The sequence below is a fragment of the Brevibacterium sp. AGC70 genome, assembly GCF_057334195.1.
In genome coordinates, this window is record NZ_JBHFIH010000010.1 from 152,008 (window position 1) to 165,622 (window position 13,615).

General features: G+C 60.8%; 10 protein-coding genes. 5 read left to right on the top strand and 5 right to left on the bottom strand.

Annotated elements, in window-relative coordinates; all coding sequences use genetic code 11:
• Positions 1-261 precede the first annotated feature (261 nt).
• Positions 262-1,695: a purine-cytosine permease family protein gene (locus ACE03M_RS08255; RefSeq protein WP_485933503.1), complete on the top strand. Its 1,434-nt coding sequence runs from the start codon at positions 262-264 to the stop codon at positions 1,693-1,695.
• A gap of 14 nt (positions 1,696-1,709) precedes the next feature.
• On the top strand, positions 1,710-3,104 hold the full coding sequence (locus tag ACE03M_RS08260) for an amidase (protein WP_485933504.1): 1,395 nt from the start codon (positions 1,710-1,712) through the stop codon (positions 3,102-3,104).
• A gap of 299 nt (positions 3,105-3,403) precedes the next feature.
• On the opposite strand, the gene ACE03M_RS08265 is transcribed toward ACE03M_RS08260, so the two are convergent.
• Positions 3,404-3,790 (bottom strand): hypothetical protein, encoded by a 387-nt coding sequence (locus ACE03M_RS08265; protein ID WP_485933505.1) that lies wholly within the window; start codon positions 3,788-3,790, stop codon positions 3,404-3,406.
• Positions 3,791-4,064: 274 nt separating this feature from the next.
• A complete protein-coding gene (locus tag ACE03M_RS08270; RefSeq protein ID WP_143923580.1) occupies positions 4,065-4,586 on the bottom strand; it encodes a TetR/AcrR family transcriptional regulator in 522 nt (173 codons plus the stop codon).
• A gap of 88 nt (positions 4,587-4,674) precedes the next feature.
• Between ACE03M_RS08270 and ACE03M_RS08275 the strand changes: the two genes are divergently transcribed.
• The gene (locus tag ACE03M_RS08275; RefSeq protein WP_143923579.1) at positions 4,675-6,195 is read left to right on the top strand and encodes an MFS transporter; all 1,521 of its coding nucleotides are present in this window, start codon (positions 4,675-4,677) and stop codon (positions 6,193-6,195) included.
• 297 nt (positions 6,196-6,492) lie between these two features.
• Here the strand turns inward: ACE03M_RS08275 and ACE03M_RS08280 are convergent, their stop codons facing one another.
• Genes ACE03M_RS08280 through ACE03M_RS08290 form a run of 3 tightly spaced genes read right to left on the bottom strand, consistent with a single transcriptional unit; the run spans position 6,493 to position 9,765 of the window.
• On the bottom strand, positions 6,493-8,043 hold the full coding sequence (locus ACE03M_RS08280; RefSeq protein ID WP_485933506.1) for a tripartite tricarboxylate transporter permease: 1,551 nt from the start codon (positions 8,041-8,043) through the stop codon (positions 6,493-6,495).
• 1 nt (position 8,044) lies between these two features.
• Positions 8,045-8,722, bottom strand: coding sequence for a tripartite tricarboxylate transporter TctB family protein (locus tag ACE03M_RS08285; protein WP_485933508.1), 678 nt, complete (start codon positions 8,720-8,722; stop codon positions 8,045-8,047).
• Positions 8,719-9,765, bottom strand: coding sequence for a Bug family tripartite tricarboxylate transporter substrate binding protein (locus ACE03M_RS08290; RefSeq protein WP_485933509.1), 1,047 nt, complete (start codon positions 9,763-9,765; stop codon positions 8,719-8,721). Before ACE03M_RS08290 ends, ACE03M_RS08285 begins: the two co-directional genes overlap by 4 nt.
• A 224-nt stretch (positions 9,766-9,989) precedes the next feature.
• Between ACE03M_RS08290 and ACE03M_RS08295 the strand changes: the two genes are divergently transcribed.
• Both ACE03M_RS08295 and ACE03M_RS08300 read left to right on the top strand, forming a co-directional pair.
• Positions 9,990-12,272 (top strand): S9 family peptidase, encoded by a 2,283-nt coding sequence (locus ACE03M_RS08295; protein ID WP_485933510.1) that lies wholly within the window; start codon positions 9,990-9,992, stop codon positions 12,270-12,272.
• 334 nt (positions 12,273-12,606) lie between these two features.
• Entirely contained in the window at positions 12,607-13,593 is a 987-nt protein-coding gene (locus ACE03M_RS08300; protein WP_143923574.1) for an ABC transporter substrate-binding protein, read from the top strand.
• Positions 13,594-13,615 lie beyond the last annotated feature (22 nt).

Sequence of the window (13,615 nt, forward strand, 5' to 3'; positions counted from 1 at the left end):
ATACACGCAGCCCTTCGCCTATGAGCTCCAGGGCTCAAATATCGGGTCTTTCCTTGGCTTTTTAGCGAACTGAACAATTGTCATTGTTTAGGATTCATGGTCGAGAAATCCGTCATTTTATCTGAAGCGTCTGGTTGATCTACGGCAGTGAGGACTTTTGCACAATCACTGTTGAATTTTGCAGTCTTGGTAGGTGGGATTTTAGTCCTGCAACTATTGAACGTTTATGCCGGAGTGTGTGACTCTTGCTAGATCTCATCTATGAAAGAGGTCACATTGGCGCTCAGAGATGCCTTTAGAAGTCCGGCAACGTCGCTGGACGATCAAATGGAAAGTTACGCAACGGAGCGAGTTCCACGGTCTCAACGATGGCCCGCATTTGCTATCCTCCTGATTCTCACGGGTAATGTCACGGCGATGTTCTGGTTCACCCTCGGAGGCCAGATCGGGTTCCTGGTCGGTTGGCCCATGATGCTGATCCCGATCGGATACTTGGTGGTGGTGTCCACGGTGCTGGGATCGCTCATTATGAAGATCGCGTCCAAGGAAGGACTCAGTCTCGTACTGCTGACCCGAGGGTTGGGGTTTGGTGCAAAAGGGTCGGCAGTCGCTTCCTTTATCTACGGTATCAACTATATTTTCTACTTCATTTTTGAAGGCAGTATAGTTTCTCACGCGTTGAGTGAATATTTTGGGGTTGGACAAAGTTCGGTGACCGCAAGTGTCATTTTTGCGCTAGTCGGTGCTGCCGCTTTGTACTTTGCATGGCGAGGAATGCACTCTATGAACATCTTGCAGCGCTTCGGTATGCCGATCTTCTTGGGGCTTTTTATACTCGGAATTTTTATGCTCTCACAGGGGCATGCGATCGCTGGGCCCGGCCAGTGGGTTTCTCTTACTCCAGATGATCCAACTGTAATGTGGCAGGCGTTCTCTTTGGTCAATGGGCAGATCGTATTTCAGGCTCTGCTGGCCACCGACTATGGTCGGTTCTCGCGTCCCCAGATCGGATACAAGGGGACAGCCGGGATCATGTTTGGTGAAATGATCATGATCGCAGTCGTCCTGATACTAGGCTCGTTGCTCGCATTCACTGTTTACCCGAGCATCACTCAAGGGGACCCTGTCCTCTATTCGACGGACCCTGGGTTCGTCTTCGCCATGGTTATGGGCTTCCTCGGTGTTGTGTTCGCGATCATCACCCAAATTCGAATCAATGTCATGAACCTCTATTCGGGGTCTCTCGCATTCTCCAACACTTGGGACGCGTTCGCGAAGAAGCCCATCCGGCGAAACTGGTGGATGGTTGGTTTGCTGGTCCTCGGTATCGCGCTCTATCCCGTCAACGTCCTGCAGTACACGGACACCTTTCTTGCCGTGACCGGAATCATGACGAATACATGGATCTTTATCCTTCTCGCGGACTATTACATCTGCCGAAAAGTGTTCAAATACGCTCCGACGGAAAAGATCGATTACGACGAAAAAGTTATTAGAGACTGGAACCCATGCGGAATGATCGCCATGGGGGTCGCCGTCATCATCGGCGGCCTGGGGCTTGCCGGCACGTATCCGATCTACTACGCATCGTTCGTCGCGATGTTCATCGGCCCGATTCTGCACGTCCTGCTGACAGTGATCACCAGGGGACGCTTCTATTCCCTTGTCGACAACGCGGCCAAGCAACAGGCATAGAAAGAGAAAGACACATGACTGATGAAAATTTGCACTTTGAGACTCTGGAATCCGTATCCGGGAAGATAATGCGGCGGGAAGTCAGCTCGCGTGAAGTGGTTGACCATATGCTCCAGCGTGTAGCCGAAATCGATCCGGTTCTACAGGCATTTACATATGTCGCCGAGGATTCTGCTCGCGACGCCGATGTTCTGGATGAGGAATATCGCCGCGGACATTGGCGTGGTCCGTTGCACGGAGTGCCGATGGCTATCAAAGACATCTACGGCGACCACGGTCGTCCTCTCGAGGCAGGAATGTCGAGTCGAAAAGGGATGACGGCCGGTACAACGGCGACTGTCGTTCAACGTCTGCGAGAGGCTGGGGCGATCCTCCTGGGGAGGGTGCACACCACAGAAGGCGTATATGGAGAGCATACTTTCCCTTTCGAGCCGCCGAAAAACCCCTGGGGTTTGGATCGCTGGGTGGGAGTCTCCTCTAGCGGAAGCGGGTCCTCAACTGCGGGCGGTTTGGCCTTTGCGACTTTGGGGTCAGACACTGGTGGTTCTATCCGCATGCCTTCGTCTGCCAACGGGGTAACCGGGCTAAAGCCGACCTGGGGTCGTTGCAGCAGATATGGAGTTTTCGAGTTGGCCGGAAGTCTTGACCATGTTGGGCCAATGGCAAGATCGGCACGCGACGCTGGGATCGTCCTCGAGGCAATTGCCGGCTTCGATCCGAAGGACCCAACTTCATTGTCCGCAGCTGTCGATAGATACGGTGCTCGAACTGATATCGGCCTATCCGGAACCAGGATCGGGATTGATATCACTTGGGCGCTCACTGATGTCTCGGAAACAGTAAGAGGCAGCATGCTTGCTGCCATTGCCACTCTCGAAGGCCTCGGTGCGGAGATAGTACCGGTGAGTTTTCCTGATCCTGAACAGATCAACGATGACTGGTTCACTGTCTGCGGTGTGCAGACCGCCTTGGCTCACGGCAAGTGGTTCGACGAACATGAGGCTTCTTATGGAGAGGGCCTGCGTGAAGTGATCAATATCGGCAAGCGCGCATCGGCAATTGAGTATCAAGAAGTGCTCAAGCGTCGGTCGATCTTCAAAGGGGCAGTTGAGAACGTCCTGTCAACAGTGGACATGATGTTCATCCCAGGGCTGCCCTACGAAGCTCCGCTTGCTTCTGACATGGTGAAAATGGGTGCCGAACAATTAGCTGAGGTTCACCGGTACACGGTTCCTTTCACGATGAGCCAGATGCCGACGATTACGTTCCCGATCGGATTTACCCCAGCCAGTTCATTGCCAGTTGCAGGACAGTTGGTTGGCGCCGCTCTGACCGAGAAGAATCTGGTGCGAGTTGCTAATGCCTTCCAGCAGGCGACGGACTTCCACTCTCGACACCCGGAACTCTGACGGCACTGACCCAGGATTTCAGTGAAAGGCTTGCAGTCCGACTCATCAATCGACGATGAGTCGGGCTGCAAGCTGATTTCTGGGCTCAGAGACCACAAAGGACCCAAGTCCGTGGGAAGGCGAGCAGCGGAACATGTGGTGCCCACCCAACAGGAGAACCTGTGGTTCCAGGGCGGCAACCTTCACCAGTCGCGGCACTGCTCGATGTATCTGGCTCTCCAGCTCGAGGCCCGGAACGAGGGACTCAGAGGCCCCGGTCTATGGGCTGCAGATTGCGTCGAATGCTCTGCTAGGCGCGCTTACCTGGCTCTGCGAGTGATCGCAAGGATTCGGATCATGAGTGGGACCGCGACGACGACGGCAGCGATGTGCACAATTCTGATGAGGATGATCAGCGCTATTGAGGCGTCCGCGGTGGCGAGCAGTGAACCTATATCACCGTCGGTGAAGAGCCAGGTCAACGGTTCGGCGATCAGCGACGCCATGCCGACGACGCCGAGTCCCACGATGAGCACCACCGCCGCCCACCTGTGACCGCGGGCGAAGGCGAGTATGAGGCCGGCGACAACAGCGTAGATTCCGAGGCGGAGAAGGATTGCCGGTCCTTCTCCGCTGGGGTCCTCCGCTTCCCGCAGGTGGGCGATCATCTCTGCGACGCCTGCCGCCAAGGCGATGAAGAGGGCCACGACCGAGAGGTGCCGCAGGCGTTGAATTCGGTCGGTTGCGGTGCTCGCGGAAAGGGGGCGGTTGTCCGTTGGGCGCACGACGATTCTCGTTTCTTCCAGGGGCGGTTGTCGACGTCCACCATGTGAACATGCAAGATCCGACTCGAGAATCACTCGCAGGTACTCGATTGATGCCGGGCACCTAGGTCTGAGGGTGGAGGCTCCGCATGCGCGGACGAAGCTCGCCGAGGCGATCCCTGCCCCGGGGCGCGGTGTTAAAGCACCGGTGAGCTGTCTACAGCCCCAACCGTGCCAGGACGTTCTTGACGTGGGCGAGGGCCTCGTCCTGGGACAGCCCGAAATTCTGATTGAAGTACATGCCGTCGCCGATGAGCTGGATCGTCATGGCCATATCGGCATCGCCGAGGTGATTGTTGAGTGCGTTGAACCAGGCCTCACGGGTCCTGCGCAGAGCGCTCTTCGCCTCGTCGTTCTCCTGTGCCAGACAGCTGGCGGCGATGAGGCTGCGGTCCAGAGGCGTTCCGATCTCAGCCGAGGTCTCGAGGTAATAGAGGTGGAGGCGCTCGCCGGCGGCCTTCATCGACTCGACATCCTCATCAACGAGCCTGTCGAGCCGCTCAAGGCTTCCCTTGATCAGCTCCGCCTTCGAGCCGTAGTGGTAAAGCAGGCCTCCCTTGGACACACCGGCCTTTGCCGCGACCGCATCCAGGGTTGCGCCGGAGATGCCCTGCTTGTCCAAGAGGATGTCGAAGGCGTCGAGGAGCTTCTCTTTGGTGTCGGTGGAGTTGCGTGCCATAGCGCCGAGCCTAGCCGAAGCCCGCAGGCCAATCATCGTCTGCGACCTATCTTGCCTACTGTACCGTCTAGACGGTACAGTAGATTTCATGTTCACCACACAGACACCACAAGTGCGCGCCGGCCGGCGCGAATGGGCTGGCCTGGCTGTGCTGATGATCCCTGTTCTGCTCATCTCGATCGACAACACCGTCTTGGGATTCGCTATACCGGCCATCAGCACCGGACTCCATCCCACAGGTACCCAGCTCCTCTGGATCGTCGATATCTATGCACTCATGCTCGCAGGCCTGCTCGTGGCCATGGGCAGCATCGGCGACCGGGTCGGACGCCGCAAACTGCTCATCATCGGCGCCTTCGGCTTCGGCCTGGCTTCACTGTTGGCGGCATACTCGACGTCACCGGAGATGCTCATCCTTGCTCGCGCACTGTTGGGCATTTTCGGCGCCACGCTGATGCCCTCGACCCTCTCGCTCATTCGCAATATCTTCTTCCACGACAAGGACCGCCGCGTCGCGATCGCGACCTGGGCTGCCATGTTCAGCGGCGGTGCCGCGCTCGGGCCCATCGTCGGCGGAATCCTGCTCGAGCACTTCCATTGGAGTTCGGTCTTCTTCATCAACCTGCCGCTCATCGCGCTCTTCATCCCGGCGGCTCTTCTGCTGCTGCCCGAGTCGCGTGATCCGAACCCGGGCCGAATCGATCCGCTGTCGATCGGGCTGTCGATGCTCATGCTCGCCCCGCTCGTCTTCGCCATCAAGCACGTCATGGCCGATGGCGTGGACATGCTCTTCTGGGCCAGTCTCGCGGTCACCGTCATTGCGGGAACCGGCTTCGTCATGCGGCAGCTCGCCTCGGCGAACCCGATGCTCGATGTCAGGCTCTTTGCCGACAAGATCTTCACCTCGGCAGTGCTGTCCAACCTGCTCAGCGTCATGGGACTGGCGGGCTTCCTGTATTTCGGTACGCAGCTGCTCCAGCTGGTGCTCGGACTCTCCCCAGTCGAAGCTGCACTAGTCCTCGTGCCCGGCCTCATCACTTCGATCGTCGCCGGTTACACCGCGGTGCCGATCATCGCCCGACTGCAACCGCGCGTGGTCGTGCCCTGTGCCCTAGTGCTCAACTCAGTCGGTCTGGGGATTGTAGCTTTCACACCCGAACATTCGGTGGCAGGCATGCTCATCTCCTTCCTCATCCTCGGTGTGGGACTCGGCACCGCAGAGGTCATCACGAACGATCTCATCCTGTCTGCAGTGCCCGCGAACAAGGCCGGAGCCGCCTCGGCGATCTCCGAGACTGCGTACGAATTCGGATCTGTCATGGGAACCGCCGTCCTCGGGGGACTCACGACCATGGTCTACAGCTCTCAACTGCAGTCAGCGCTCGGGGCCAAGGCTGCTGGAGCCGAATTCGAGACCCTCGGTTCAGCCCTTGAACATGCGAGCGCCAAAGGGGGACGTCTTGGCGAACAGATCGCCGAGGCGGCTGTAACGTCCTTCGACCTCGGCGTCCAATGGGCGGCGGGGGCTGCGGTCGTCCTGGTGCTCATCGCTGCGGTCCTCACGTCCTTCGGCCTCAAGGGTGCGGGCCGGACTCGAGACCCAGCCTGAAGCTCGGCCCCACGGCCGAGAAGACTTTGAGATCATCGCGCTGAACTAGCAGAGGCGTTCGTCGGTGCCGCGAAGGGAATCGCGCTGGCCTGAACCCACTGAACCCACTGAACCCGGCGGGCATCCCCGAATGCTTGGGGGGAATAGGCAATCACTGTCCACAGATGGTCGTCGGCGGGGCGGAATGCGAACGTCTTTCCACAGTGAATGCGCCGGTGGGGGGGGCCGAAGGGGGATTCTCCTTCGGCCCGGGCCCACCGAACGCGTCTGGCGTCACGCCCGCCGCGTCACCTCACATCATGAGCTGACCGATTCGCTGTTCCGAGGCACCGTCTCGGCGACATTCTTCTGTCGCCTGCGTGCCAGCACTCGGCCGATGCCCGTGTAGAGCAGTGCACCGATGAGGATGACGTAGAGGACGATCGTGATCGGTGAGGACACGAGGACCGAGACATCGTTGCCCGAAGCCAGCAGGGCATCGCGCAGGCTGGACTCGGCCAGCGGGCCGAGGACCATGCCGATCATCAGCGGCGCCAGCGGTACACCGTAGCGCTTGAGCACGAAGCTGATGATGCCGATTCCCAGTAGGATCATGAGCTCGAACTGCGACGCCGAGGTGGCATAGATGCCCAGCCCGCAGAACACCGCGATGCCGCCGTAGAGGTAGGGATCCGGGATCTTGAGCAGCTTCGCCCACAGGGGAGCGAAGGGCAGGTTGATGATGAGCAGGACGATCATGGCGATGAAGAAGCTCGCCAGCAGACCCCAGACGAGTTCCGGAGACCGATCGAAGAGGAGCGGTCCTGGCTGCAGGCCGTACTGTCGGAATGCGGCAAGCATGATCGCAGCCGTCGCGGAGATCGGCAGGCCCAGAGCCAGCAGAGCGCCCATTGCAATACCGGTGGTGGCAGAACCCGCCGACTCGGGGCCAGCCAGGCCGCGGATGGCACCCTTGTCACCGAACTGCGGCTCCTTGCGCTTCGAGTCGAGCTTGCGCTCGAGGCCATAGGACATGAAGGTCGGCACATCGGCACCGCCGACGGGGATCACACCGAAGGGCAGACCGATCGCAGTGCCGCGCAGCCACGCGGGCAGCGCCTCGCCGAACTCCTTGCGGGAGAGGAATGGGCGACCCGATGAGTTGATCGTATTGTCGTTGACCTTGCGGCGGATCCGGGAGGCGATGAAGAAGACCTCGCCCAGGGCCAGGATCGCCACGGTCACCGTGACCAGTGAAACTCCGTCGAAGAGTTCGGGGACACCCATGGTGAAACGCTCGGTGCCGGAGACCGAATCGATGCCGATGACCGAGAAGCCGATGCCGAGCACGAGAGCCATGAGGCCCTTGAGGACGGAGTCCGCGACGACCGACGAGGTTGCCACGAATGCGAACAGGGCGAGTGCGAAGAACTCGGCGGGACCGAAGTTCGTCGAGAAGTCCGCCAGAGCAGGCGCAACGAAGACGACCAGGAAGCAGGAGATGAACCCGCCGATGAACGCACCGATCGCGGCCGTGGCCAAAGCCTGGGGTGCTCGCCCGTTGCGGGCCATCTTGTGGCCCTCGAACGTCGAGGCGATCGCCGAGGCCTGGCCGGGGGTGTTCATGAGGATGGCCATGGTGGAGTCACCGAAGAGACCACCGAAGTAGACGCCGGCGAACATGATGAATGCGCCGGTCGGGTCGAGTGCGAAGGTCATCGGCAGCAGCAGTGCCACGGCCATCGACGAGCCCAGGCCCGGCAGGACGCCGACGGCGGTGCCGAGGAAGCAGCCGACGAGGACCCACAGCAGGTTCATCGGCGTCAGCGCATGTGTGAAACCTTCGAAGAGGGACATGAGAGCGTCCATATCAGAAGCCACCTCCCAGAATTCCCGAAGGAAGATTGAGCCCCAGCAGCACCGAGAACGCGATGTAGACCAGGGAAGAGAATGTCAGTGCCATAGTCAGGTCGAACAGGGGTCGCTTTGAGCCCATCGACCTGGCCACGCACCAGAACAGGAGCGCCGCGGCGAGGATCCACCCGGCGAACTCGAGGATGAGGGCGAAGGCTGCGAATCCGCCGGCGCTCCAGGCCAGAGACACGAAGTCGCTGTGCGTGCGGTGGCGCGAATCGGCGACCCGCGCCTCGGCGAGTGCCTTGCGATCCTGGGCCGGTTCATCCTCGACATGCGGGTCGAGACGTGAGGCCGACACCGCGGAAGTCACAGGTGTCGAGAACGCCTTCTGCTCCTCCACCTCGGCGGGGAGATCATCATCGACATCGACGGGTTCGGGATTGCGGATATAGGCGATCGTCAGCAGGATCGTGAGCACGTAGCCGACGATCATGATGATCATAGGGAAGAACTGCGGTCCCGGCGGATCAGTGTCCTCGGCAATGTCCATCGTGATGATGCCGATGAGCAGGTAGGTCGAGAACCCTGCCATGATGAGGGGGACCAGGAGACCTGATCGACCCTGCCACCAGGTCCCGGCGCCGAGGTGAGCCGTCCTGGTTCTCTTCTTCGTTGACGTCTGAGCGCTCACAGTCCCAACTCCTTCAGCAGCTTCTCGATCCGGGAGGTGTCCTCTTTGATGAATTCAGCGAACTCATCACCGGTCTGCCACACGTCCGTCCATTTGTTGCGTTCGAGGGCATCTGCCCATTCCGCGCTGTCGCGAGTCTGCTTGAGAATGTCGACAAGCTGTGGGGCCTCGTCTTCGGTGATGCCTGGTGCGCCGAGCCAGCCGCGCCAGTTGGTCAGCGTCACCTTGTAGCCCTGTTCGGTCATCGTGGGTACGTCGTCGAAGCCGGCGATGCGCTTCGGTGCGGCCACGCCGATTGCTTTGACGCGGCCGGCTTCGATCTGGTCGGAGACCTCGTTGAAGCCACAGGACGCGAAGTCCGTGGTGCCCGAGAGCAGTGTTTGGATCGCTTCACCGCCGCCGGATTTGGGAATGTAGGTGATGCTCGAGGCAGGGATGTCGGCCAGCAGTGCCAGCTGTGCGATCGTGAGGTGATCGACTGAACCGGCGGAGCCGCCGGTCCAGACGAACCCTTCCGCATCCTTCTTCCAGGCGCTGATGACGTCGTCGATCGTGTTGTAGGGGGAATCGGCGGCGGCGATGAGCACGTCGTAGTCCTCCGCTACCCTGGCGAGCAAGGTGGTGTCATCGAACCCAACGGGCGACTTGTTGAGCGCAATGCCGCCGACCATCGCGGTGCCTGTGGCCAGAATGGTATCGGCCTGCCCGCCCATGGTGGAGAACTTGCCGAGACCTATGGTGCCACCGGCTCCGGGGATGTTGACGACTTGGGCGTTGTTGGCCAGCTTATTCGCGCGCATGGCCTGCTGGGTCTCCCGGGCGAACCCGTCCCAACCGCCACCGGCACCGGCTGGTGCGATGAGCGTGAGGTTGGAGGAGAGATCGCCCTTGGCCGATGCGGCTCTGACCGAGTAGGTGGTGGCCGTCCCGATGGCTGCCACTGCGATTGCGCCGTAGGCGATTCGGCCGAACATGCGCCGAGTCGGATGGGGCGGCGCGGACCCCGGATCTGCGCCAGGACCTGAGTCGGATTGGTTCGTCATTGACCAAACTTTCATATCTGTTGTGAACTGCATGTGAGGCTCGTCATAGCTTAGATTGATGCAGGTCACATTACGCGCTTGTGCGCACTGATCGCGTTCTGCTCATTCTGCTCACTCGGTAGTACGGGACTGGAACGTGGCAAGGGCATCCGGTCCCAGCGGTGCTTCTGGTGCTTCGTCGTCCTGTACTGCGTCGTCGGTATCGAAGTAGCTAGGCTGGGACCATGAACGACACTGCCCCCAGCGCCCCTGTGGCTAAGAAGATCCCCCAGCAGCGCACCCACCACGGCCACACCTTCGTCGACGACTACGAATGGATGCGCGAGAAGGAGTCCCCGGAGGTCATCGCCCACCTCGAAGCCGAAAACGAGTGGACGAGCACGCAGACATCCGGGCTCGAGCCACTGCGCGAATCGATCTTCACCGAGATCAAGACCCGCATCAAGGAAACAGACATGTCGGTGCCGACCAGGCGCGGGAACTACTGGTATTTCTCCCGAACGAAGGCCGGCCTCGACTACGGGATCAGCGTTCGCGCGCCCATCGCGGACGTCGACGACTGGACTCCGCCCGAGGTCGGCGAGGAGGCGCTTCTCGGCGAAGAGGTCATCTTCGACTCGAACATCGCCGCCGAAGGCCAGGAATTCTTCTCGCTGGGCACCTTCTCGCTGACCGACGACGGCCGGTATCTGCTCTTCGGCGTGGATAATTCCGGCGACGAGCGGTACACACTGAGACTGCGCGACCTGAGCACAGGCGAGGATCTGCCCGACACCGTCGACGGCACATTCGCCGGAGCCTCGATCGACCCCACCGGCCGCTACGTCTTCTACACCACCGTCGACGAGGCTTGGCGACCAGAGAAGGTCTGGCGTCACAGTGTCGGCACCGACAGCAGCGACGATGTCTGCATCTTCCACGAGCCCGACGAGCGCTTCTTCGTCGGCTCGGGATTCTCCCGCTCGGGCAAATACATGTTCATCGTCACCGGGTCCAAGACCACCACAGGCTTCTGGTCGCTTGAAGCCGATGACCTCGAATCCGCACCGCAGGTCGTCTGGCCCCGCGTCGACGGGGTCGAATACTCTGTGGAGCACGCGATCATCGCCGGTGAGGATCGCTTCCTCATCACGCACAACCAGGAGCGCGAGGACTTCGACATCGTCGACGTGCCCGTCTCCGATCCAGCCGGTACAGCACGTGAAAGCGTCGATGCCGTCGACGAACCGGACATCGTCGCCGATCCGACCTCCATCGGTCGTCCGCTGCTCGCTGACGTCGACGGGCTGCGCATCGAAGATGTCGATGCCTTCGCGAGCTTCATCGTCGTCAGCTATCGCCGCGGCGGATTCGCCCGAGTCGGCATCATCGAGTTGGCCGCGCATGAGCAGCCCACGTCCGGTGACACCGCATCGCCCTTCGGCCCTTTGCAGGAACTGCCCTTCTCGCGAGAGACCGGAACCTTGGGATTCGCCGGCAATCCCGAGTTCACACAGACGAGCATCCGACTGCTCTTCACCTCCATGTCCACGCCCGCTGTGATCTATCAGCACAGCGTGGCAGACGGCACTGACACGGTCCTCAAGCGCCAGCCCGTCCTCGGCTCGGTCGACCTCGACCGCTACAGCGAATCCCTCGTCTGGGCCAGTGCCGAGGACGGAACGCAGGTTCCGATCTCCCTGGTCTATCGCACCGACCTCATCGCACTTGCCAACGGCACCACCACCTCGGCGAGCACCACCTCGGCGAGGGAAACCGAAGTCCACGAAGCAGCCCCCGTCGAGCCTGCGCCTCTGGTGCTCTACGGGTACGGCTCCTATGAGATGAGCATGGACCCGTACTTCTCCGTGTCTCGGCTCTCCCTGCTCGACCGCGGGGTCGTCTTCGCCATCGCCCACGTGCGCGGCGGCGGCGAGATGGGCCGCCATTGGTACGACCAGGGCAAAACCACAACGAAGAAGAATACTTTCACTGACTTCATCGCCGCCGGACGCCACCTCGTCGCCGAGGGGTGGACGAGCCCGGACAGGCTCGTTGCCACAGGGGGATCGGCCGGAGGCCTGCTGATGGGAGCGGTGACGAACATGGCACCGGATCTCTTCGCCGGGGTCAGCGCTCATGTGCCCTTCGTCGACGCACTGACCTCGATCCTCATGCCCGAACTTCCGCTGACCGTCATCGAATGGGAGGAATGGGGAGACCCACTCCATGACCAGGACGTCTATGAGTACATGCGCTCCTATTCTCCCTACGAGAACGTCGCCGAGGTGGCCCATCCGAAGATCTTGGCCGTGACCTCGCTCAACGACACCCGAGTCCTCTACGTCGAACCGGCCAAATGGGTCGCCCGGCTGCGTGAAGTCGGAGCCGATGCTCTGCTCAAGACCGAAATGGTCGCCGGTCACGGGGGCGCGTCGGGACGTTACGACTCCTGGAAGGAAACCGCTTTCGACTTCGCGTGGATCCTTGATGTGCTGGGTCGATCGAACGTCGACATCGATGCCTGATCCTCTGGCACGGCGTCCCCGCGGGAACGCCGTGCCAGGACGCTTGGGTGGCGGGTGTGCGACGCCAGGGGACGTTTGTCGCGACAGATAACAATACTGGGACGATTGTCTCCAAAACCTTGTTTTGGTCGGTCGTGTCAGCGGCGCCCAATAGAGTGGTTGTCATCACAGTCGCACCCCTGACCGACTGCGGAATCAGAATGATCTGAGCTGCGTCGGTGCGTGGGGCGTCTGCAGTTCCACGTGCGGCCCACCGATGGGTCCGACCGGGAACAAGTGACAGGGTTCGTTCCGGTTCTGCGCAGGTGGGCCGGTTTATTCAAAGGGGAGAAGAATGCGTCTCAGGCATCTGGCCACAGCGATTGTGGCGGTGAGTTCGGTTATTGCGGTGTCAGCATGTTCGGGCGGAGACGGCTCCAGCGGTGGCGGGGAAGGCGGCGATTCCTACTCGATCGGCATCTCCCAGCTGGTTCAGCACCCGGCACTCGACGCGGCCAGTGCAGGATTCAAGAAGTCCTTCGAAGATGCCGACGTCACCGTCGAATGGGACGAGCAGAACGCTCAGGGCGAGCAGGCCAACGCGACTTCGATCGCGCAGACATTCGCCAACGAAGACCTCGACCTCGTCCTCGCAGTGGCCACCCCCGCAGCACAGGCAGCCGCACAGGCCATCACCAACGTTCCTGTGCTCTTCACTGCCGTCACCGACGCCCAAGAAGCCGGCCTCGTGAAGTCCGACGATGCACCGGGAGCCAACGTCACCGGCACCTCCGACCTCAACCCGGTCGCCGAACAGCTCCAACTGGTCAAGGATCTCAAGCCTGATGCCAAGACTGTCGGCATCGTCTACAGCTCCGGCGAGGTCAACTCGGAGGTGCAGGTGGAGCTCGCGAAGAAGGCCGCGAAGGACATGGGCGTCGAGATCAAGGAAGCCACGATCGCCAACTCCAGTGAGCTGGCACAAGCAGTGGACTCCCTCGGCAAGGTCGACGCCTACTATGTTCCGACCGACAACAACGTCGTCTCCGCCGTCACCACCATGGTCCAGGCAGCTGAGAAGAACAAGGCGCTCCTCGTCGGTTCTGAAGCGGGTCAGGTGGAACAGGGTGCGGCGATCACTCGCGGCATCGACTACACGAAGCTGGGCGAACAGACCGGCAAGATGGCACTGAAGATCCTCCAGGATGGTGAGAAGCCAGCCGACATGCCAGTGGAGACCAGCTCCGACCTCGAGCTCGTCGTCAACCCGAAGGCTGCCAAGGCCCAGGGTGTTGAGATCCCGAAGAAGATCATCGACGAAGCCGACAAGGTCATCGACTGATCGGCCCCCGTCGCCGGCCGGG

Coding starts and splice junctions, on each gene's coding strand:
- ACE03M_RS08255 (WP_485933503.1), top strand. CDS start 262: ATGAAAGAGGTCACATTGGCGCTCAGAGATGCCTTTAGAAGTCCGGCA.
- ACE03M_RS08260 (WP_485933504.1), top strand. CDS start 1,710: ATGACTGATGAAAATTTGCACTTTGAGACTCTGGAATCCGTATCCGGG.
- ACE03M_RS08270 (WP_143923580.1), bottom strand. CDS start 4,586: ATGGCACGCAACTCCACCGACACCAAAGAGAAGCTCCTCGACGCCTTC.
- ACE03M_RS08275 (WP_143923579.1), top strand. CDS start 4,675: ATGTTCACCACACAGACACCACAAGTGCGCGCCGGCCGGCGCGAATGG.
- ACE03M_RS08280 (WP_485933506.1), bottom strand. CDS start 8,043: ATGGACGCTCTCATGTCCCTCTTCGAAGGTTTCACACATGCGCTGACG.
- ACE03M_RS08290 (WP_485933509.1), bottom strand. CDS start 9,765: ATGACGAACCAATCCGACTCAGGTCCTGGCGCAGATCCGGGGTCCGCG.
- ACE03M_RS08295 (WP_485933510.1), top strand. CDS start 9,990: ATGAACGACACTGCCCCCAGCGCCCCTGTGGCTAAGAAGATCCCCCAG.
- ACE03M_RS08300 (WP_143923574.1), top strand. CDS start 12,607: ATGCGTCTCAGGCATCTGGCCACAGCGATTGTGGCGGTGAGTTCGGTT.